Origin of the sequence: Yersinia sp. 2553 StPb PI (genome assembly GCF_052217105.1) — a bacterium.
Lineage (GTDB): Bacteria > Pseudomonadota > Gammaproteobacteria > Enterobacterales > Enterobacteriaceae > Yersinia > Yersinia enterocolitica_E.
The window spans coordinates 4,679,366-4,700,830 of sequence record NZ_JAZGPX010000002.1; the positions used below are offsets into that span (position 1 = coordinate 4,679,366).

Below are 21,465 nucleotides of genomic sequence, written 5' to 3' on the forward strand. Positions count from 1 at the left end.
GACAAACACATGATATCGAATACTGAGCGCACGGTTAAAACCGGCGGTGACCCCCGCCATTTTGCTGAATTTAGTGCCTTACGTGACGAAATCGGCAAATTACATCATCCAGCTCGCCCGGATGTTGACTGGGGGCGGGTCGAGCAGCTTTGTTTGGCGCTGTTTCGCCAGAACGGGGTTGAGTTGCAGACCACGGTAGATTTTACCTTGGCACGTACGCACATTGCCGGTCTTGCCGGGTTGTGTGAAGGGTTGGAGCTGTTGGCGGGCTTGCTGTCTCATCAGTGGAGTGCATTATGGCCGCCGCAAACACATGCCCGGGTGGCGTTATTGGCCTGGTTGAGTGACCGGTTGCAGCAAGTTTGGCGCACCATGACGTTATGCTACGGTGACCTGGCTCAGGTGTACCGGGCAGAGCGTGCGTTGGAACAGTTGTGCACGCAGTTGCAAACGCTAGAGCTCAAACATCTGAGTAAATTGGATGGGGTGCGCCTGATGTTGCATAACGCAGCACTACGTCTGGAGAGCGCCGAGGCCGCCGCTGATACGCCAGACCGATTAAGTATTCCAGTACGGCATGCCGGTGTCTCTGAACCACAACGACAGCCACAACCGACATTCTCGTCGGCTGCGGTCAGCGAACCACTGGTTTATCTTGTCAACGAACCGGCCCCGGCGCGTGTTGAGGTGGAGTTGTCGCCGCCTTTGCCGCCCCCACCACGTTGGAAAGCGGGGCAGGGGTTTGTCGCCGGGCTATCGCTGATGGCCGTTTTGATGGTGGGCAGTTTCTTTATCTGGCAGTCGCTGTCATCTAATCCATTGCGCGAGGCATTGCTGACCAGCGTCGCGCCATTACCTGCGCCACTGGCAGCCAAATCAATCGATGAACTGAGAAAACAAACCTCAGATGCTGAGTTGGTACGATTGGCTGGCCCGGTATTGCAAGGCAGTGGCACACAGTTGGAACAACTGACACAGTTACCGCCGTTATGGGCACAAATGCGGGGGGATGGGGTGTTATCACAAGCGCAGCAACTGTGGCCCGCCAGTCAAGAAGTCAACCGACTGAGTGCATTATGGCAACAACAACGAGAAGCCGGTGCTGCGCCATTGGTGGAGTTGAAACACTATGCATTGGCACAAGAGCGTTTGCGGCAACTGGCAGAGCGACTGAATGGATTGGATGAAAAGAAGGGACGCTATATGACGGTTTCGGAGCTGAAAACGGTGGTGTTTGCGATACAACAGCCGCTGGCAAAAACCTTACCGCTGGAAGAGTTGTTGCGTCAGTATCAGGTACAGTCCGAGTCAGGGCAGACTCCGTCATCGGCACTGCGCCAACAGATTGACAGTCGGTTTAGTCAACTGCTGAACCGCTATGCGTTGCTGGCGTTACCCAATACGGAACAGCACCCGTAGCTGAGACCGCCGTTATCCCTATAGCAACTTAGGGGTAACGGTGTAATAAATCTGCTACCTGACAAAGTTAGGGTTTTCATCAGATGATTTGAATAATTTTATACATTCAAATCAATTAATCTTGGCATTCATACAGATAAAGACACATATTTGGCAATGGTATTTGTGAAGGCAGAGGATGTCACGGCGGCCCCCCTGCTACAAGCGCGTCATGTGATGAAAAGTTGCCCAAAATGAATAAACAAAAAAAGTATGAAATAGCCCCATTGAAAGATAGCAGTGAGAGCCTGCAAGGTATTGAAATCAGTGCGGAGAAAAGTGAGTGAACGCGAACGCCACGGTCCCATCTTCCCGACATGTATTTCACTATGCCCCGTTTCGAAACTTGTTTTTTGCCCGCCTCCTCACGGTATTAGGTAATGGAATCGCACCGATTGCACTGGCTTTCGCGGTGTTGGATATCGGCGGTTCCGCAGCAGATTTAGGTCTGGTGGTAGCTGCACGTTCTGTTTTCAATGTTGCCTTCTTATTGATTGGTGGAGTACTTGCGGATCGTTACTCGCGAAGTAAGGTTCTGCTGTCTTCATCTGTTATTGCCGCCTTATCTCAAGGGATTGTTGCCTGGTTGGTGCTGGATGGAACAGCCACAATTATGTGGTTAGCGGTCCTTGGGACGATTAACGGCGCGGCAGCGGGTATTGCCCTTCCTGCTTCTTCAGCAATGGTTCCACAAACAGTACCAGCACGTAACCTCAGGGAAGCAAACGCTTTTATCCAGTTGGGCATCTATGGCGGGACGGTGATTGGCGCCTCACTGGGCGGGGTTCTGACGGCTGCCATTGGGCCTGGCTGGGGATTGGCCGTCGATGCCTTGGGGTTTGCCGCTTCAGCACCGCTTTATCTCTTGATTCGAACCGCCTCGGCACAGCTCCTCACATCGCAAACCAATATCTTGCAGGATCTACGGGATGGCTGGCAGGAGTTTATTGCTCGTGCGTGGGTGTGGACTATTGTTGCCCAGTTCACTATTGTTAATGCCGCTTTTAGCGGCGTAGTGATGATCCTTGGCCCGATAGTGGCTGATGCTTCATTTGGGCGTGCCAGTTGGGGGATTATTGTTGCCGCACAAAGTATTGGCCTGATTGCCGGTTCTTTTATTGCACTCCGCTGGCGGCCACGACGCGATCTGTTTATTGGTGTCCTTCTGGTTGCACTTTGTGCAGTCCCTATCACTCTCCTTAGTATGGTGTCTTCGACTGCCATCCTTATGGGGGCATTTTTTATTGCCGGCGTCGGTTTTGGGCAATTCGGTGTTGTGTGGGCACATTCTCTACAAACCCATATTCCACCCGAGAAACTCGCGCGTGTTTATGCCTATGATGCGATGGGGTCATTTGTGGCAATTCCTATCGGGGAACTTGCTGCGGGGCCTCTCGCTATGCATTATGGCAGCCGGGCCGTTTTGCTGGCTTCAGCCGTTGCTGTCGTGATAGCGACTATCGCCGCTAGCCTGACGCCGGCAATTAGGCGACTAAATAATGCCGCTCAGGTGAAGCAGCATATTTAGAGGCTTTGCCGCAGTTCATCAGGCGGCAAAGCTTATCCAGTGATACTGTTGGCGCTTAGCTACAATATCACTGGGGGATTACGGCTTACAGTGCTCAGCGATGATGCGAATATCTTTTGGTGTGGTACGACAGCAACCGCCAATCAGTCGTGCTCCCAGGCGCTGCCATTCCCCAACCAGATAAATCAGGTGGTTGTGTCCGCCACCACAGGCATGCCAGGTTTTGCTTACAGCATCGTAATGTTCCCCTGAGTTTGGATACACCAACAGTGGCTTGTCAGCCAATGCAGCAAACTGCTGTAGCGCCGGGGTCACGTTTTCCAGCGCAATGCAGTTTATGCCGATGGCCAGTACTTGCTGATTGCCGCGCAGTAGCGCCAGAACTTCGGTCAGGGGGGTACCGTCACTCAGGTGTTGGCTGTCGCGTAGCGTGAATGCGAACCAGCCACCCAAAGTAGGGAATTGTTGCAGTAGTGTTAGTAACGCTTGCAACTCATCGAACGATGGCAGTGTTTCACAGGCCAGCAGGTCAACCCCAGCCTCAGCCAGTGCCGCGATACGTGGCCGGTGGAAGGCGATCATCTCATCCTGTGGCAGCCGGTAATCGCCTCGATACTCAGATCCATCTGCGAGATAAGCGCCGTATGGGCCAACGGAACCGGCAATCAGCAGCGGCTCAGCTTGCGGGTGCTGATTCAAAAAGTCGTTGCGTGCCTGCTGTGCCAACTGAACGCTTTTGGCAATGAGTTCCAACGATTGTTGCTGGTCGAGGCCACGGCGCAGGAAACCCTGTGGGGTCGCCTGGTAACTGGCGGTGATGGCACATTGTGCCCCTGCGTTAAAATAGTCCAAGTGAACCTGATAAATTAGTTCAGGATTCTCAATTAGCACCTTAGCGGACCACAGCGGATCACTAAGAGAGCAACCTCGCGCCTCCAGTTCAGTGGCTAATGCGCCATCCAAAATCAATGTGCGATCAGCGCTTAAGAGCGCAGAGATAGGGTTGTTAACCGGCATGACTCTCTCCCAATGGTTGGTTTTTCCCGGCACGATGGGTCAGGTAATAGGTGATATAGCACAAGGCAACAAAGGGTAGCCCGCAGTATAGGGCGATACGTTGCTCAGGATCGAAGGCCAGACCGATACAGGCTAACAGGCACAGGCTGAAGCCTGCGATCGGCGTCAGCGGGTAACCCGGCGCGCGGTACTTCAGTCCCTCGATTGGCAGCCCACTGCGTAGGTAGTTGCGGCGAAAAACATAGTGGGCTGCGCAGATACTCAGCCAGACTGCGACGACGGCAAAACCAGAAATCGCTGATAGTGCGACAAACACCGTATCTGGCGCGATAACACTGGTCAACAGTGCCAACAAGCCGCCGAGCATGCTAAAGATCAGCGCATTAATAGGAATGCCGCGTTTATTGATGTGGGAAAAATAAGCAGGCAGTGTTCGCTGATTGGCCAATGACCACAGCATGCGGCCAGAGGCGTAAAGACCAGAGTTAGCGGCTGACAGGATGGCAGTCAGGATCACGAAATTGAAGATATCGGCGGCATAGGGTACACCGATACGTTCAAATACCAGTACAAACGGGCTTTTGACAACCTCGGCCTGATCCATCGGGATCAACGCAGCCAGAATAAATACCGTACCGATAAAGAAAACACTCAGGCGGATCACTGTGGTGCGGATTGCCCACGGAATCGCTTTTTCTGGTTTCTCTGTTTCGCCCGCAGCGATACCGATTAACTCGGTGCCGGAGAAAGCGAAATTGACCGCCACCATGGTCATCAGGATCGGTAAGGTGCCGTTTGGCAGCCAGTCAGATTGGGTCAGATTGTGCAGGAAGGGGGCAGGTGTGCCGTCCTTCATCGGTAATAGGCCGAACATCGCCGCACCGCCCAAAATGATAAACGCCAAAATGGTGACGACCTTGATCAGTGAGAACCAGAATTCGCTTTCGGCAAAGAAGCGGGTAGTGACCACATTGAGCAGAAAAATAGCCAGACAAAAGATAAGGCACCATAACCACACCGGTGATTGAGGGAACCAATACTGCATACAGAACCCAGCGGCGGTCAGACTGGAACCGAGGGCTACTGTCCAGGTCAGCCAGTATAACCAGGCAACGGTATAGCCAGTGGCTGGGCCAAGATAGCGGGAAGCATACACGTGAAAAGCCCCGGTTTCTGGCATTGCTACCGACAGTTCACCCAGGCAGAGCATTACCAGATAGACCACCACAGCACCTATCATATAGGCCAACAGTGTGCCGAGGGCACCCGTGGTGGATATTATATAGCCGGTGTTGAAGAATAAGCCGGTGCCAATCACGCCCCCGAGAGAGAGCATCACCAGATGCCGGGCCTTCATTGTACGTTTGAACTGCCCTTCGACGGGAACAGGTGAGTGCATGATATTTTATCCGTTTAGACGTCTATATCTCTAAATGGCTGTTAGTTATACCGGCAATACCTTATGAAATCAATGCTAGATCAACAGTTATCACTTAAGAAGAGCATGGCGCGAGGGGGGAGGGGATTTAGCGCGTTAGAGGTGCGTGGTGAATAAACACCGGCACATACTATAGGGTATGTGCCGGCTTATACTGGGTTTCCGTCTTCTGGCCGGTTGATGCCACCATGAATACTGGCTTTTAGCCAAGTTGCGTAAACATCGGTAATAACAAAGACAGTTTGATCACTACTGCATTGGCGATATCCAGGAAGAAAGCACCGACCATCGGTACAATCAGAAACGCAACGTGAGATGGTCCGAAACGCTCGGTAATCGCTTGCATATTCGCAATTGCTGTTGGAGTTGCCCCCAAACCTAAACCACAATGCCCAGCAGCAAGAACGGCCGCATCATAATTCTTTCCCATAATCCGATAAGTGACAAATATGGCATACAGAGCCATGGTTAGCGTCTGCACCAATAAAATCGCCAACATCGGTAATGCCAGAGACGCCAATTCCCACAATCTCAGGCTCATCAGCGCTATTGCCAGAAAAAGGGAGAGGCTTACGTTACCAACTACGGAGACTGCACGGTCAAAAACCTGATAAAACCCGGTATAAGTGAGTAGATTACTAAGAATAACCCCGACAAATAAGACATAGACGAAGATCGGTAATTCAAATAGAGATCCCGCCAGTAACCCCGAGATATAGCGACCAGCCATCAAACAAATGGCAATCATGGCGATAGTTTCTACTAATACCAGCGCAGTGATCATCCGCCCTGACTGAGGTTTCTCGAAGGTTGTGGGTTGCAAGGCATCTTCGGCTCTGCCATTGGGAGTGGCGGAATGTTTAATGAGATAAAGGGCAATAGGGCCGGCGATCAAGCCACCTAATACCAAACCGAAAGTTGCGCAGGCCATGGCAACTTCCGTAGCATTACTTAAGCCATAATTCTCCGCAAATACGGCACTCCAAGCCGCACCGGTGCCATGCCCACCAGAAAGTGTTATGGTTCCCACCAGCAGCCCCATCAGTGGCTCCAGCCCCAGAATTTTGGCCATACCGATGCCAACCATATTTTGCAGTAACAGCAAACCAATAACGACCACAAAAAACTTTATCAATACCTTACCGCCAGCCCTTAAGCTTGCCAGATTCGCATTAAGGCCAATTGAGGCAAAAAAAGTCAGCATTAGCGGATCACGTAGTGATGTATCAAAGCTGGCTTCCCAACCGGTTGTCTGATGAATAAGCAGAAACAGTAATGCGAACAGCAAACCACCCGCAATAGGTTCCGGGATAGCATATTTTTGTAGTAGAGGAATATTCTGGACACATTGCCTTCCTAGCAATAGCACCAGCGTTGCAGCAACGAGCGTACCATAAGCATCAAAGTGAAACATATCGAGGCCCCACACAGGTAAAATAGTGATCTGTTATTTAAGTTTTTTAAATAGGGCTAACAAACATATATTGGAGGATTCATGGTGACGCTCCTGATAACGGTGAGGCTAAGGAACTTTTTCGTGTAGGAATTCTATTAGCATAAAGAATAGCTAAATTAACGTTATCGCTTAATTAAAGCGTAGCACGACTTTCTTTTATCCTGTGTCTTTGGTGATGCTTTTCTGTATAACATGTTGTTTAAACAATAGATAATGGAATCTGGCATCACTTATTAGTTGCCTACCACCACAGAAAATAGCGGCTCGATATCATTATGAATTTGCTCCGAGCGATAAAGCCCGGAGCTTGTAATCTATTAGCTAATAAACTCAACGGCCCCGCCATTGAGATTATACATTGCGCCAACTATTTTAATTTTCCCCTCTTTCTCTAATCCATTGAGAATACTACTCCGGCTCCGTATTTCATTGATCGTATGCTGAACATTGGTTTTAGCAACGGCATCGACAAACTGATCATTTTTACCGGTTCTTTCTCCGTTAAATTGGGTTGCGTCAATTGCTGGCTTAATTTGATTTAACAAGCCGGTCAGATTACCGAGTTCTACGCCGTCGATTGCCCCCCGAACTGCGCCACACGAAGTATGCCCCAAGACCAGAACTACTTTTGCTCCCGCGGCCGCACAGGCAAACTCCATACTGCCCAACAAATCGTTATTGGCAATGTTACCGGCAATACGGGCATTAAACGTTTCACCAATCCCGGTATCAAAAAGAATTTCCGCCGGAGCCCGTGAGTCAATACAACTGAGAATAACCGCCGCGGGGAATTGACCTTCAGCACTGGCCCGTTTTTGAGCCAAATAATCATGCTGTTGCATCTTGCCTGCTCTAAAGCGGATATTCCCTTCTTTCATGCCAGCAATAATTTGCTCCGGAGTGAGTTTATCTCGCTCTTCACGCGTTAATGCTGCTGCGTAAGATATCCCTGGTGTGGCTAGAGTTAATCCACTGGCGATACCAAGCACCGACATTCCTACCGCAGTTTTTAATAGTGAGCGCCGTTGTTTGGAATGTTTAATATCTGATTGATTGGGGGTTGTGACATGTTTATCTCCTCAAATATGATTTTTGGTACATTTTCATTTAGACACTATATGGAATAGCTGAATAGTGCTTATGAATGTAGCTTGCTATTGCTCAATAGTGAGCATTTCCAGATATTTCTTGTGGTATGAGTATCAATGAGTTAAGGAGAAAAACCCACGTGTGCGGGTTGGGGATATAAAGGCATTTAACGGCTAAACCCAATATTGTTATCAATTTAAGTTTTTCTTAAGTATCCATCATTACACTCCTTATTATCAGTAAAAGGAGCGATTATGAGCATGAATATTCAGGCACCTTACCAGTTGTTATTTGCTCAGAATGAGCAAGAAGAAAACGAACTGCAACAATATATTCAGCGGGAGTATAGCCGTGAGTTCAATGCCACTATCCCACATTTTTTACCTCATTTATTAGGACTGTATCGTGCCGATGGTGTCCTTATTGGTGCCTGTGGCTTGAATCGTGGTGATTTCGGGGCACTTTATCTTGAGCACTATTTGGACGCACCTATTGAGGTGGTCATTGCAACGCAAACAGGGCATTCAGTTTTACGTAATCGTTTGGTTGAAATAGGTAATTTTGCTTGTTCGGAATCGGGAAATGCACGAATTATGTTTGCGGCTATTTGCCGGTTGTTATGTGAGAACCAGCTTGATTACGTGGTGTTTACCGGTACCCGAAAATTACGCAATATTTTTCACCGATTGAATTTAAAACCACTGGAACTGGCCCCTGCGCTGGCAAATCGTCTCGGTGAAGAGGCTTTTGCATGGGGGGAATACTACCAGAGCCAACCCTGTGTGATGGTGGGGGACTTAAATCAGGGCCGCCAAGTGCTGAGTAAAACCAGCTTATTACTTTCCTTGTTTGCGCCAATGCCCAGCATTTTTACTTTTCAAAGGAGGACACAACGATGATCCTTTTTGAACAGTTGGCGAAAATGGCGGCGCAAGACCCTCTGCGCCCTGCATTGTGCGATAGTTATCAGGTGATTAACTACGGTGAATTACTGCCCAAAATAGCGGCATTGGCAGAGAGGTTCCGCCACCAGAAAATAGCGCGACTGGCACTCTTGCTGGATAACGGCATTGACTGGGCCATTATCGATTTGGCTTGCGCATTAGCCAATATTGTTATGATACCGGTGCCGGTTTTTTTCAGTAATGAACAGCAGAATTGGCTACTGGATAGTAGCGGTGCGGATGCTTTGATTGGCCCTGCACGCGCGGATTGGATAACTACCACATCATTTGAATACGCTCTGCAACGCCGCCAACCGATAGCGGTGCCCGAGTTACCACCGCATACCGCAAAAATCACTTATACATCGGGGACCACGAGCCATCCCAAAGGGGTATGCCTGAGTTGGGATCATCAGATGCAAGTCAGTCTATCGCTTATCGACAGAGTGGCTCCTGCCAATGTTGAACAGCATCTGACATTGCTGCCCCTTTCAACATTACTTGAAAACATTACCGGACTGTATGTTCCGCTGTTAAGCGGGGCATGTAGCCGTATACCGCCGCTTGCTGAAGTGGGTTTTACCGGCTCCAGCCAATTCTCCTATCAGATCCTTGCCCAAGCAATTCAACAGTGGCGCCCGCACAGCTTGGTACTGGTACCCGAGCTATTACGCTTGTTGGTGATGTTATGTGCCATAAATCCAGATCTGACACAGAGTTTACGTTTTGTTGCTGTTGGCGGGGGCAAGGTTGCCACGGATTTAGTGGCTAAATCACATCAATTAGGATTGCCGGTTTATGAAGGATATGGGTTATCAGAATGTGGTTCGGTGGTTGCCCTAAATACGCAGGGGGATATGTTGCCCGGCTCAGTGGGTAAACCATTAGCGCATTGTCAGATAAGCATCGCGCAAGATGGGGAAATTCTGATTTCTGGTTCAACAATGCTTGGCTATTTGGGCGAGTCGGCACCGGCACAAGCTGTGACGACTGGTGATCTTGGGCATTTTGATAACCAAGGTTTTCTGCATATTACTGGCCGTAAAAAGAATGTTCAGATTACAGCATTTGGTCGGAATTTTTCCCCAGAATGGGTTGAAGCCGAAGCCCAAGTTTTTCCGGCGATATCTCGTATTGTCATCTTTGGTGATGGGTTAACCGCCAATGTCGCCTTGATCCAACCGACACCCGGTTATGAAAATAGTCTTGCAGATCAAATAGCTCAACTTAATAGACGGCTGCCTGATTACGCACAGGTTCACCATTATCTTCTGGCCCAGCTAAGTGTAGAAAACGGGTTATTAACCAATAACGGGCGTCCGAAAAGGCAGCAAATTCTGTCCGAGTATCACCTCCGTATCGATCAATTAATTGCAGGGGGTAGGGTATGAATTTCTATCAACAATTACAGCATGATACTGCGGCGGATAGAGAGAAACTCCTTTCTGCTCCGGTTATAGAGGCTTGTCGTAGTGGGAATATTAACGCCGAAATGTATATCGCCTTTTTGACCCAGGCTTTCTATCACGTTAGCCATACCGTCCCTTTACTGATGACGGCGGGTGGCCGGATGAGCTCAGAGTATGAGTGGGTTCGTGGGGCTATCGCCGAATATATTGATGAAGAATATGGGCACCAGGAATGGATATTAAATGATATTCGCACTTGTGGCGGTGATGCGCAGGCCGTTCGTCATGGTCAGCCAGTATTGGCGATAGAGTTAATGATAGCGTTTCTCTACGATCATGCCTCCCGCCTTAACCCGATGGGTATTTTTGGTATGGTGCACGTCCTGGAAGGGACCAGTGTTGCTATCGCAACAACGGTTGCCCAACAGCTCAAACAAGGGCTGGGGTTACCGGAAAAAGCCACGAGCTACCTCAGTTCACACGGTGAACTGGATAAAGAACATCTGACTTTTTTTGAATCATTAATGAACCAGGTTGAAAAAGTCGAAGATCGTGCGGCGATTATTCATTCTGCCAAGGTGGTTTACCAGCTTTATGGGGACATGCTGCGTGGCCTGATGGATCAACCGCAATGAAACTCAATAATAGCCGAGTTCTACTGACCGGGGCCAGTGGCGGTATTGGCCGGGCACTGGCCCATGCATTGGCGAAACAGGGCGCGTGTTTGATATTGCACGGGCGCAATGAAATTGCCCTTACACAGCTTTTGAATGCATTACCTAATCCCGAGGATCATCAAGTATGGGTAGCCGACCTTTGTGACTCGGCGGCATTGGCAAAACAGGTTGAAGTGCTTAGGGATCAACCCAGCATTGATATTTTAATCAATAATGCTGGCACCAATCACTTTGCGTGGCTTGAGGATCAAAGTGAGCAACAGATAGTACAGCAGTTATCACTGAATATTCAGGCGCCGATATTACTGACTCGAGCTTTACTACCCTATATCAGTAATCCCGGCATTATTATGAATATTGGTTCCAGCTTTGGCAGTATTGGTTATGCCGGATATAGCGTGTATTGCGCCAGTAAATTCGCCCTTCGTGGCTTTAGTGAGGCACTGGCCCGGGAATTAAGCGGTTCGGCCATCAATGTTCTCTATTTTGCACCCCGAGCCACACAAACCACACTTAATTCAACGGCTGTTTATGCCATGAATGCAGAATTGGGGACAAAAAGTGACAGTGCCGAGTTTGTGGCTAAACAGGTAGTTATTGCGCTGAATCAAGAAGTAACACGGCGCTGGCTTGGCTGGCCTGAGCGGTTCTTTGTCAAATTAAATGCAATTTTCCCCAGCATTGTTGATAAAGCTCTCGCGAAGCAACACGCTATTATTGCCCGCTATGCTCAGGCTTCCAGTGATAAGAAGGATTCACCATGAAGACGTTAGTATTATTACTTACCGTTTTTGGCAGTACCGCTGTTTATGCCCAAAGTGAGTTGGTCGATATCCAAAATCAATGGGCTGTTTGCCAATATCAGGTGGTGGCAAAACAGAAAGAGTCCTGTTTGGAAAAACTCAGTACGATTGCAGATAAGGCCAGTTCAGCCAACGGATCACGTGCTGATCTATTAATTTGGTCTGCTATCGTTAAAAGCAGTTGGGCAGGAGAGAAGGGGGGGCTGGGAGCGTTGGATTTGGTTAAGGACGCGAAAGTTAAGCTGGAGCTGGCAATAAAACTCGATGCTAATGCGTTGGATGGCTCTGCTTATACCAGCCTCGGAACCCTCTATTATCAGGTTCCTGGTTGGCCTATTGGTTTTGGCGATAAAAAACAAGCCGAACTGTTGTTAAAAAAAGCGTTACAGGTGAATCCAACCGGCATAGATCCCAACTATTTCTATGGTGATTTCCTGTTGGAGCAAGGGCGCAAAGCGGATGCAAAAGGCTATTTACAAAAAGCACTGGCGGCCCCAGCACGTTCAGGCCGAGAATTGGCAGATAAAGGCCGTCATCAGGACATTCAACAGCGACTTGATAAACTCTGAAGTTTCACTCTAAAAGGTAGCGCCACGATGCACAGAGAACGGCATAGTATAGAAAAGATAGGCTGGCTGCGGGCCGCAGTTCTTGGTGCTAATGATGGGATTGTCTCTACCGCAAGTTTGTTATTGGGTGTCGCGTCAGCCAATGCCACACATCAAAGTATTCTTTTGACCGGCATTGCAGGTCTGGTTGCGGGTGCGATGTCGATGGCAACAGGGGAATATGTCTCGGTATCTTCTCAGTCAGATACAGAAAAGGCCGCATTGGCGGAAGAGCAAGCAGAACTGAACGCCGATTTTCAAGGTGAATATCGTGAGTTAACCTCGATTTATGTTCATCGCGGCCTTGATGTAGCACTGGCCAAGCAAGTGGCTGAAAAACTGATGAGCCATGATGCGTTAGGTGCTCACGCCCGTGATGAATTGGGGATATCTGAAATCACTACCGCTCGCCCATTACAAGCGGCCTGGGCTTCTGCGATGAGCTTCTCAGCGGGCGCAATACTGCCCTTGTTGGTGGCGTTTATTGTCACGGCTGACTGGGCAATTCCAGCCATTAGCCTGTCAGCATTGGCTTCTCTGGCTATTCTGGGGGGGATTGCCGCGAAAGCAGGCGGAGCGCCAATATGGCCAGGTATTATTCGAATTACCTTCTGGAGTGCGCTTGCGATGGGGGTATCATCGGGGGTTGGCATGCTATTTGGTTCAGTCACAAGCTGAAATCAGAATAGGGCGGATCTGACAAGTAATCCTGATAATAGAACGTTTCATTTCAGCTAGTTAAAAGAGCTATTGGGTAACAGATACATCTTTCTCTGCTGCGAATTGGCTTAACATGTAGAAAGCTGCATCAGCCTAATTTCACCACCGTAATCCCTTTCTTCGTTTCTTGCTCAAACTTGTACAATTATTATTTTCTTGTACAAGTTTGTATTAACCCGCTATGGTTAATCTATAGGTGTTTTCGGCAAGGTAAATGGCATGGCGACATACAGTATCAGTGAGGTGGCGCAACTTTGTGGTATTAATCCAGTAACACTGCGTGCCTGGCAACGGCGTTATGGCTTGTTAAAACCACAACGTACTGAAGGTGGCCATCGGCAGTTCAATGACGACGATATTGTCCGTATCCGCACTATTGTGCGCTGGATAGAACGCGGCGTCCCAGTTAGCCAGATCAAACCTTTACTCGACGGTGGCACAGCACCTGGCGACAGCACTAACTGGGTAACACTGCAACAACAGTTACTGGCGCTGATTCAGGCTCCCGCACCGCATAAACTCCGTAGTCGTATCTTTGAATTAGGGCGCGAATATCCACCTCAGGCCCTGATTGAATATGTGCTAAGACCATTACGTTCACAGCTTAAGAATGAACATCAATTGCTGCACATGCTGAGTCGTCTGCTGGATGGCGTGATCATTGAATACGCGACTTTTTGTATGCTGGGTGCACGCAAGAAGCCAGGCGAGAATGTATTACTACTGGGATGGGGAAACATCGATCCTACCGAGTTGTGGATGGCCGCCATCGTTCTGGCGAAAAACAATATGCATATCGATATTTTGCCGGGATCGCTGGAAGCTCCGCAATTGGCTATGTTTAAGGCCGAACGCTACTTTCTCTGCACCGATGGCGTACTCAATACTGCCAAGCGGCGGCAATTAGCAGCTTGGTGCGATGCAGGCTTGAATATTACGCTTATCGATAACCATGCTCTGCTAATCCTTGCTTCGGAGCACTACCATGAGTAACGCTGAAGCACTGCTGGCACGTTTTTCACAATTCTATACCACGTTGGATACAGCACGTCTGGTCGAGCTATCTGATGTTTATCATCGCGATATCCACTTTATCGATCCCGTCGGAGAACATCAGGGATTGAGTTCACTTGAAGTTTATTTTCAATTGCTGCTCAGTAACTTAAGCACTTGTAGCTTTACCCTCACTGACATTCAGCACCATGACCAACAAGCCTCTGTGTGCTGGCATATGACTTATGCCCATCCCCGTCTGCGCCGTGGCAGCTTGCTCAGTTTAGAGGGTATCAGCCAGTTACGCTTTGCTGAACAGCGGGTTATCTATCAGCGTGATTACTACGATCTGGGTGCCATGCTGTATGAACATATACCGCTGCTCGGCGGGATTGTTGTCAAATTGAAGAAGAGGCTACAAGCATGAAACACGTGGTGATCACCGGAGCCAGTTCCGGTATTGGGCAGCAATTGGCGCTCGATTATGCCGCCGAGGGCTGGCAGGTGACCGCCTGTGGACGTGATGAAGCCCGGTTGATGGCACTTGGCGCGCATAATTCGGCAATTACGGCGCATCATTTCGACATAACCGATTTGTCTGCTACGCGTAGCGCGTTGGCGCAATGTCCGGCCGATCTGGTTATTTTGTGTGCTGGAACCTGTGAATACCTTGATAACGGTGTCGTCGAGGCTGAACGGGTTGCACGGGTGCTTAATACTAATTTTCTTGGTCCGATCAATTGCTTAGATGCCCTGTTACCACAACTGTCGTCCGGGAGCAGGATCGCATTGGTGGGGTCAACAGCCAGCATCATCCCCATGTCGCGCGCAGAAGCTTATGGTGCCTCAAAAGCTGCACTTGCCTATTTTGCCCGCAGCCTGGCCGTGGATTTGGCAAAATCCGGTATTAATGTTTCGCTGATATTACCCGGTTTTGTTGCCACACCGCTGACTGACCGCAACGATTTTGCCATGCCGATGATAATCACCCCTAAGCAGGCTTCGCACTATATTCGCCGTGGTCTGGCAAAAGGGGCCGCTGAAATTGCTTTTCCCCCACTGTTCGCCGCGCTGTTACGACTAACAGCTCTACTTCCACAAGCTCTACAACGCTGGCTTGCCAAGCGTTTGGTGAGGTAATCCAATGAGAATTGCCATTATCGGCAGCGGGATTTCCGGTTTAACCTGTGCATGGAAGTTAGCTAAAAAACATCAGGTTACACTGTTTGAAGCCAATGATTATCCCGGTGGGCATACCGCGACCGTGGACGTCACGCTGGAAGGGCGCAGCTACGCTATCGATACCGGATTTATCGTCTATAACGAGCGGACCTATCCGCAATTTATTGCTCTGTTGGCTGAATTGGGCATCAGTGGGCAAGCCACGGAGATGAGCTTCTCGGTTACGCATCCTCGCAGTGGACTGGAGTACAACGGCCATACGCTCAATACTCTATTTGCCCAACGCCGTAACCTGCTGAATCCACGCTTTTATCGCCTACTGGCAGAGATTATGCGTTTCAATCGCCAATGTAAGAAAAACCTGGCGAATGGTGGTATTGCGGCTCAAACGGTGGACGATTTTCTGCAACAGGAAGGTTTTTCCCCCTATTTTGCCCAGCATTATTTGTTACCGATGGGGGCCGCTATTTGGTCTTCTTCAATGACTGATATGCGCCAGTTTCCATTAGCACTGTTTTTGCGCTTTTTCGATCACCACGGTCTGTTAGACATCACCAACCGCCCACAATGGTTTGTAGTGCCAGGCGGCTCGCGTGAATATGTGCGCCGCATGTTGGCCATAATGGCAGACAACCTGACATTGCACCTGAATATGCCAGTCCTGCGGGTTGAACGCCAACCACAAGGGGTGATACTTCATAGCGCCTTGGGGCAACAACATTTTGATCAGGTGATTTTTGCCTGCCATGCCGATCAGGCACTGCGTCTTCTGGCCGATGCCAGCCCGCAGGAGCAACGTGTTTTAGCTCAGTTGGGCTATCAAGCGAATGAAGTCATCCTGCATACCGATATTCGTCTGCTGCCACGCCAACGCCGTGCCTGGGCCAGTTGGAATTATCGCTTACCAGCCAGCGACGAGCATGCAGAGAATCAACTCGCCAGCGTGACTTACAACATGAATATTCTGCAAGGCTTGGATGCGCCACAGACCTTTTGTATCACACTCAACCCACAGCAACCGATTGAACCGGCGCTAATTCTGCGCCAGTTTAGTTATCACCACCCGGTATTCAATCAGACTACTGTACTGGCACAACAGCAGCGTTCGCTGATAAACGGGCAGCACAATACCTGGTTCTGCGGCGCTTACTGGTATAACGGATTCCACGAGGATGGGGTACGCAGTGCGCTGGACGTCACGCAGGTTTTGTTGCAGGAGAACGCCGCATGAATAGCGCCCTTTATGTAGGACATGTGCGCCATCGTCGCTTCAGCCCGGTCCAACACAGCTTTGATTACCAAATCTTCATGCCGTTGATTGATCTTGATGAACTGACACAATTGCCCGCGCTGGGTATTGCGTTGGAACGCTTTGCCCCAGCGTCGTTTTATCGTGGCGATTATCTGGGTGGTGGCGATATTAAACACAAAGCGCAGCAACGTATTGCACAATTGACCGGCGAAAAGTTGAATGGCCGCGTTATGCTGTTGTGCCAGTTGCGCTATCTGGGATGTTACTTCAATCCCGTCAACTTTTACTATTTGTATAACGATGATGACAAACTGTGTTGGTTGTTGGCCGAAGTTCGTAATACCCCGTGGAATGAACGCCATACCTATGCCGTAAATCCAGAAGGTACCTCAACCATAGATAAAGTTTTTCATGTATCACCGTTTAACCCGATGGACATGACCTACCACTGGCGGCTCTCTGCCCCCGCACAGCGACTGCGCATTCATATCGAAAATCACCGTGTCAGCCGCGAATTTGACGCGACATTACTGCTTTATCGACACCCTCTAACGCGGGCAACGTTGCGCCGACAGTTATGGCTTCTGCCTCTAATGACACTGAAAACTGCCACCGCCATTTACTGGCAAGCACTGAAGTTATGGCTGAAACGCACCCCTATTTACCCTCACCCCGCCGCCGGCGGCAAGGATGAACGATGAGTTCCTCAGAATACACCCTCGCCGATAGCACCCCTTTTTCGGGTCACAATAAAGGTGCTCGTCGCATTATTTTTACCTTGCTACAGCAGTTGCAAGGGGGCGGATTATTGCTGCGTGAAGCAGGTGTCGGTGAAATCCAGTTTGGTGATACCCAAGCCCCGCTACAGGCTGAAATCGAGGTTTATGATCCCCGAGTTTACCGCCGAATACTGTTGGGTGGCAGCATTGCTGGTGGAGAAAGCTACATTGACGGTTATTGGAGCAGTCCTGATCTAACTCGCCTGCTTCAGTTGCTGGCCAGTAACATGCAGTTGGTCGATAAGATGGAGGCCCGTTTAAGTTGGCTGACCGCCCCTTGGCATCGGCTGGTGCACCTGCTACGTGATAATAGTCGGCGGCAGGCACGGCGCAATATTGCCGCACATTACGATCTGGGTAACCGCTTCTATCAGCAGTTTCTCGACAGTGAAATGCTTTATTCCAGCGCGTTGTACAGTGAAACGGAGATGACATTGGAACAGGCGCAACAGGCTAAAATGCGTCGCTTGTGCCAACAGTTAGATCTGCAACCACAAGATCATCTGTTGGAGATCGGTACTGGGTGGGGAGCGCTGGCGGAATTTGCCGCGCGTGAGTATGGCTGCCGCGTCACCACCACGACTATCTCGCAGGAACAGTACGTTTATGCCCAACAGCGTATTAAGCAAGCTGGATTAGAGGATCGCGTTACTCTGTTGTTTGAGGATTACCGTGAGCTGACGGGGCAATATGACAAACTGGTCTCGGTCGAAATGATCGAAGCCGTAGGCAAACGTTTTCTGCCTCTATTTATCAAATGTTGCCAGCAGTTACTGAAACCTAAAGGCAAAATGGTGTTACAGGTGATCACCATTACTGACCAGCGTTATCAGCAATACAGCAGCAATGTGGATTTTATCCAGCGTTACGTCTTCCCCGGAGGCTTCTTGCCATCGATAACCGCGCTGTGCGATACCCTCACACGCCATAGCGATCTGGTGATGTGTGACCTATTCGATATTGGCCGTGACTATGCCCGCACGCTGCAACAATGGCGTGAGCGTTTTGAGCAGAATTGGCCTTTATTACAGAATCAGGGATTTGACGAACGTTTTCAGCGCCAGTGGCGATTTTACCTGTGCTATTGCGAAGCTGGTTTTCTGGCGCGATCCATCAGCACCGTACAACTGAGTGCTGAGCGTCGATGAGATTGGGCACCGGATTTTGGCTAACTACGCTCGGTTTTGATGCCTATTGGACGCTGGCCATTATTTGGCGTGAACAAGTAATGCTTTTTCTACTTCTGGGCGCTGCGCTGGCACTGATATTTACCCCGCGGCAACAGCGTATATGGGTCCTGTTAGCGGCGCTACTGGGTATTACCATGGATGCGTTTTGGTGCTATCTCGATATCTTTAAATTTGCTGGCGGGGGCGGTGTTCCCATATGGATGTGCGCATTGTGGCTTACTTTCACTAGCTGGTTTTATTGGCTACTGAGACGGATTATCCCGACGGTGAAAACAGTTGTGTTGTTAGGTGCGCTTACCGGCCCACTAGCCTATGTCATCGGCTGGAAATTGAATGCGATGACCCCACAAATCGCACCTGAAATGATGATCCTCACCCTATCTTTAGGGTGGGCTATTTATCTGCCAGTTGTCAGTTGGCCAATACTACGCAGGAGAATTGAATGAAGATGCTGTTAACTTTTCTTCTTTGTCTGAGTACTCAGGTGGCACAGGCCAGCGATTGGAGCACGTGGCCGACGGTAGGCAGTGCCACGCTACGTTGGGGGCCCTTTGATATTTATTTTTCAGTATTGCGTACACCGAGCGGACGCTATGAGGAGGGGGGATGGCCGCAGGCACTGAGTATTAACTATCAGCGTTCTATTACCCAAGAAGAGCTGGTGAACGCTACACAAGAACAATGGCAAGCCATGAAAATCAGCGTGTCTGCAGCACAGCAGCAGCGTTGGCTCAAGCAGATAGCGACGATATGGCCGGCAGTAACCTCTGGCAGCCAACTCACTTTCGTGGGTGATAATACTGGCGGACAATTTTATTATCGCGCGCCATCTAATCCATATATTAAGCCGATTGGTGATCGTTTCGACCGTGCTTTCCGAGATGCATTTCTCGCTATCTGGTTGTCACCGACGACACAATATCCTGACTTGCGGCAACAATTGACTGGAGGTATCTGATGAATATCAAAAGCCTGTTACTGGCTTTCCTGTTTGTACTGGCTGGATGCAGTGCAGATATCAATGACTATCAAAACAATAAACCTACTTTCGATTTGTTCGGCTACTTCAGCGGTGAAACCCGCGCCTGGGGAATGTTGCAGAATTATCAGAATAAACAGACTCGCCGTTTTGAGGTGGTTATCCAGGGCGATGTTGTCGGCAATACCCTGACGCTCAATGAGAAGTTTGTTTTTGCTGATGGCGAGCGCCAGACCCGAATCTGGCGCATCATCAGAAACGCTGATGGCAGCTATCAGGGGACGGCAGGGGATATCATTGGCGTAGCCCATGGTTATACCGCAGGTAATGCTTTCAACTGGCGTTATGATATGGACGTGAAAACAGAGAACGGCAGCATAAAACTACACTTTGATGACTGGCTATATCGCCAGGATGATATCCATTTGTTCAACCAGACATCACTGCGCAAATTTGGTGTTGAAGTCGCCAAAGTGACACTGTTTTTTGAAAAGAAAAGCTAACGTTCTGTTGTTGGGTGCAATAATTCATCGAGTAAAGTATGTGAAGAGGAGATTTAACGATGAAAGGAGCGATTCAATTTATTAATATTTTCGCCATGGTGTTGTGATTGATCCTGTCGCGTAAATAACAACGATGACGAATCTCGATGAGAGCGTTTGTTATTCTCAATAGCGTATAACATTATCTCAATTTCACTGATGTTAACATCGCGATTAATTTCATCGTTTATCAGCGATAGCCCCCGTTATGGTCAGATAAAATGATAAATAAAGCCTATTATTCAATTGAATCTTAATACTACGACGTACTGAATTATGTGCTTTACTTAGAGTAGTCATTGTATTTACTGAGGTTACAGTCAGTTATTTATCGGGCTTTTGGGTCGCTAATGTGGCTGTTCTAAGTCTGTCATCAATACACAATTTCTATTTTTATTTGCCGAATCTGCGAAATAAAAACCAAAAAGGAAGGTTGTATTATCATGACTCAGATTTTCACTTTAACATTATCCCCTTCGCTAGACAGCGCAACAACGACGCCCAAAATCTACCCTGAAGGAAAACTACGTTGCACAGCACCTATTTTTGAGCCGGGTGGTGGCGGTATTAATGTCGCTCGTGCTGTTGTTTATCTTGGTGGTCAAGCTCATGCAATTTTTCCTATTGCTGGCCCTACAGGGGAGCACTTGAAAGAATTGCTTGATCGGGAAGGTATTGAGACGAAAACGCTGAAAACGCAGGATTGGACACGGCAGAACATGCATGTCCACGTAGACAACAGTGGTGAACAGTATCGTTTTGTTATGCCAGGGGCACGATTGAGTGATGCTGAGTTTGATCTACTGGTACTACAAGTGCAAAACATCCCTTCAGGATCGATTTTGGTTATTAGCGGTAGTTTGCCGCCAGGTACTGGTATTGAAAAATTAGTTCACCTGATTCAGCAGGCTAAAGCTATGGGATTGCAGTGCATCATTGATAGCTCTGGCGATGCATTAAAAGCGAGCTTAGATTTGGGGGGGCTTGCCTTGGTAAAACCTAATCAGAATGAGCTATCGGCCCTTATAGGGCGGGAGTTGAAGCATCCTGATGATGTACGCCATGCTGCTAAGGAGTTGGTTAACCGTGGCGCTGCCGAGCGAGTCGTGGTGTCGCTTGGGCCACAGGGAGCATTGGCAGTCGATCGTGATAACTGGGTACAAATCGTTCCCCCGCCGGTGAAGAAGATGAGTACCGTTGGGGCAGGGGACAGTATGGTTGGCGCAATGACGCTGAAACTGGCAAAGGGTGCAGACCTGTTTGAGATTGTACGTTTTGGTGTTGCAGCAGGTAGCGCGGCAACACTTAATCTTGGCACTCGCCTTTGTTCATTGGAAGATACTCAACGTCTGTATGACTATATTTGTAAGAGTTCGCATCATCCTATCAGTTGGTAATGAA

22 protein-coding genes are annotated in these 21,465 nt (G+C 49.1%); 18 read left to right on the forward strand and 4 right to left on the reverse strand.

Annotated features, from left to right (window positions below):
• Positions 1-9 precede the first annotated feature (9 nt).
• Positions 10-1,419, forward strand: coding sequence for a VasL domain-containing protein (locus V2A84_RS22615; RefSeq protein WP_442849074.1), 1,410 nt, complete (start codon positions 10-12; stop codon positions 1,417-1,419).
• A 322-nt stretch (positions 1,420-1,741) separates the two neighbouring features.
• Complete coding sequence (locus V2A84_RS22620) at positions 1,742-2,986, forward strand: MFS transporter (RefSeq protein ID WP_083162595.1); 1,245 nt, start codon at positions 1,742-1,744, stop codon at positions 2,984-2,986.
• Positions 2,987-3,064: 78 nt separating this feature from the next.
• Here V2A84_RS22620 and mmuM read toward each other — a convergent pair whose 3' ends face one another.
• From mmuM to V2A84_RS22640, 4 genes are all read right to left on the reverse strand, one after another.
• Positions 3,065-4,003: a homocysteine S-methyltransferase gene (gene mmuM / locus V2A84_RS22625; protein ID WP_442849075.1), complete on the reverse strand. Its 939-nt coding sequence runs from the start codon at positions 4,001-4,003 to the stop codon at positions 3,065-3,067.
• Entirely contained in the window at positions 3,993-5,402 is a 1,410-nt protein-coding gene (gene mmuP / locus V2A84_RS22630; RefSeq protein WP_083162599.1) for an S-methylmethionine permease, read from the reverse strand. Before mmuP ends, mmuM begins: the two co-directional genes overlap by 11 nt.
• Before the next feature lie 241 nt (positions 5,403-5,643).
• Positions 5,644-6,855, reverse strand: coding sequence for a sodium/glutamate symporter (gltS, locus tag V2A84_RS22635; RefSeq protein ID WP_442849076.1), 1,212 nt, complete (start codon positions 6,853-6,855; stop codon positions 5,644-5,646).
• A gap of 359 nt (positions 6,856-7,214) precedes the next feature.
• Complete coding sequence (locus tag V2A84_RS22640) at positions 7,215-7,940, reverse strand: carbonic anhydrase (protein ID WP_442849146.1); 726 nt, start codon at positions 7,938-7,940, stop codon at positions 7,215-7,217.
• 300 nt (positions 7,941-8,240) lie between these two features.
• Between V2A84_RS22640 and V2A84_RS22645 the strand changes: the two genes are divergently transcribed.
• The 16 genes from V2A84_RS22645 (at position 8,241) to pfkB (ending at position 21,461) form a co-directional block, all read left to right on the forward strand.
• Positions 8,241-8,885, forward strand: a complete 645-nt coding sequence (locus V2A84_RS22645; RefSeq protein WP_083162605.1) for a thermostable hemolysin — start codon at positions 8,241-8,243, stop codon at positions 8,883-8,885.
• The gene (locus V2A84_RS22650) at positions 8,882-10,321 is read left to right on the forward strand and encodes an AMP-dependent synthetase/ligase (RefSeq protein ID WP_083162607.1); all 1,440 of its coding nucleotides are present in this window, start codon (positions 8,882-8,884) and stop codon (positions 10,319-10,321) included. Before V2A84_RS22645 ends, V2A84_RS22650 begins: the two co-directional genes overlap by 4 nt.
• Positions 10,318-10,974: a TenA family transcriptional regulator gene (locus V2A84_RS22655; protein WP_083162609.1), complete on the forward strand. Its 657-nt coding sequence runs from the start codon at positions 10,318-10,320 to the stop codon at positions 10,972-10,974. Before V2A84_RS22650 ends, V2A84_RS22655 begins: the two co-directional genes overlap by 4 nt.
• Positions 10,971-11,780, forward strand: a complete 810-nt coding sequence (locus V2A84_RS22660; RefSeq protein ID WP_083162611.1) for an SDR family oxidoreductase — start codon at positions 10,971-10,973, stop codon at positions 11,778-11,780. Before V2A84_RS22655 ends, V2A84_RS22660 begins: the two co-directional genes overlap by 4 nt.
• Positions 11,777-12,388, forward strand: a complete 612-nt coding sequence (locus V2A84_RS22665) for a tetratricopeptide repeat protein (RefSeq protein ID WP_083162613.1) — start codon at positions 11,777-11,779, stop codon at positions 12,386-12,388. The genes V2A84_RS22660 and V2A84_RS22665 overlap by 4 nt, the downstream gene beginning before the upstream one ends.
• Before the next feature lie 27 nt (positions 12,389-12,415).
• Positions 12,416-13,105: a VIT1/CCC1 transporter family protein gene (locus V2A84_RS22670; RefSeq protein ID WP_083162615.1), complete on the forward strand. Its 690-nt coding sequence runs from the start codon at positions 12,416-12,418 to the stop codon at positions 13,103-13,105.
• 261 nt (positions 13,106-13,366) lie between these two features.
• Positions 13,367-14,140 carry a MerR family transcriptional regulator gene (locus V2A84_RS22675; RefSeq protein WP_083162617.1) on the forward strand — a complete coding sequence of 258 codons (774 nt, stop codon included), beginning with the start codon at positions 13,367-13,369 and terminating at the stop codon, positions 14,138-14,140.
• Positions 14,133-14,567, forward strand: coding sequence for a nuclear transport factor 2 family protein (locus V2A84_RS22680; RefSeq protein ID WP_083162619.1), 435 nt, complete (start codon positions 14,133-14,135; stop codon positions 14,565-14,567). The genes V2A84_RS22675 and V2A84_RS22680 overlap by 8 nt, the downstream gene beginning before the upstream one ends.
• Positions 14,564-15,280 (forward strand): SDR family NAD(P)-dependent oxidoreductase, encoded by a 717-nt coding sequence (locus tag V2A84_RS22685; RefSeq protein ID WP_083162620.1) that lies wholly within the window; start codon positions 14,564-14,566, stop codon positions 15,278-15,280. Before V2A84_RS22680 ends, V2A84_RS22685 begins: the two co-directional genes overlap by 4 nt.
• Before the next feature lie 4 nt (positions 15,281-15,284).
• The gene (locus tag V2A84_RS22690) at positions 15,285-16,553 is read left to right on the forward strand and encodes an NAD(P)/FAD-dependent oxidoreductase (RefSeq protein ID WP_083162622.1); all 1,269 of its coding nucleotides are present in this window, start codon (positions 15,285-15,287) and stop codon (positions 16,551-16,553) included.
• The gene (locus tag V2A84_RS22695) at positions 16,550-17,275 is read left to right on the forward strand and encodes a DUF1365 domain-containing protein (RefSeq protein ID WP_083162624.1); all 726 of its coding nucleotides are present in this window, start codon (positions 16,550-16,552) and stop codon (positions 17,273-17,275) included. The genes V2A84_RS22690 and V2A84_RS22695 overlap by 4 nt, the downstream gene beginning before the upstream one ends.
• Positions 17,272-18,501, forward strand: a complete 1,230-nt coding sequence (locus V2A84_RS22700) for a class I SAM-dependent methyltransferase (protein WP_083162626.1) — start codon at positions 17,272-17,274, stop codon at positions 18,499-18,501. The genes V2A84_RS22695 and V2A84_RS22700 overlap by 4 nt, the downstream gene beginning before the upstream one ends.
• Positions 18,498-18,989 (forward strand): DUF2878 domain-containing protein, encoded by a 492-nt coding sequence (locus V2A84_RS22705; RefSeq protein WP_083162628.1) that lies wholly within the window; start codon positions 18,498-18,500, stop codon positions 18,987-18,989. Before V2A84_RS22700 ends, V2A84_RS22705 begins: the two co-directional genes overlap by 4 nt.
• Positions 18,986-19,501: a hypothetical protein gene (locus tag V2A84_RS22710; protein ID WP_193784779.1), complete on the forward strand. Its 516-nt coding sequence runs from the start codon at positions 18,986-18,988 to the stop codon at positions 19,499-19,501. Before V2A84_RS22705 ends, V2A84_RS22710 begins: the two co-directional genes overlap by 4 nt.
• Positions 19,501-20,025, forward strand: a complete 525-nt coding sequence (locus V2A84_RS22715) for a DUF3833 domain-containing protein (RefSeq protein ID WP_083162630.1) — start codon at positions 19,501-19,503, stop codon at positions 20,023-20,025. The genes V2A84_RS22710 and V2A84_RS22715 overlap by 1 nt, the downstream gene beginning before the upstream one ends.
• 482 nt (positions 20,026-20,507) lie before the next feature.
• A complete protein-coding gene (gene pfkB / locus V2A84_RS22720) occupies positions 20,508-21,461 on the forward strand; it encodes a 6-phosphofructokinase II (RefSeq protein WP_083162632.1) in 954 nt (317 codons plus the stop codon).
• The last annotated feature ends 4 nt before the right edge of the window (positions 21,462-21,465 follow it).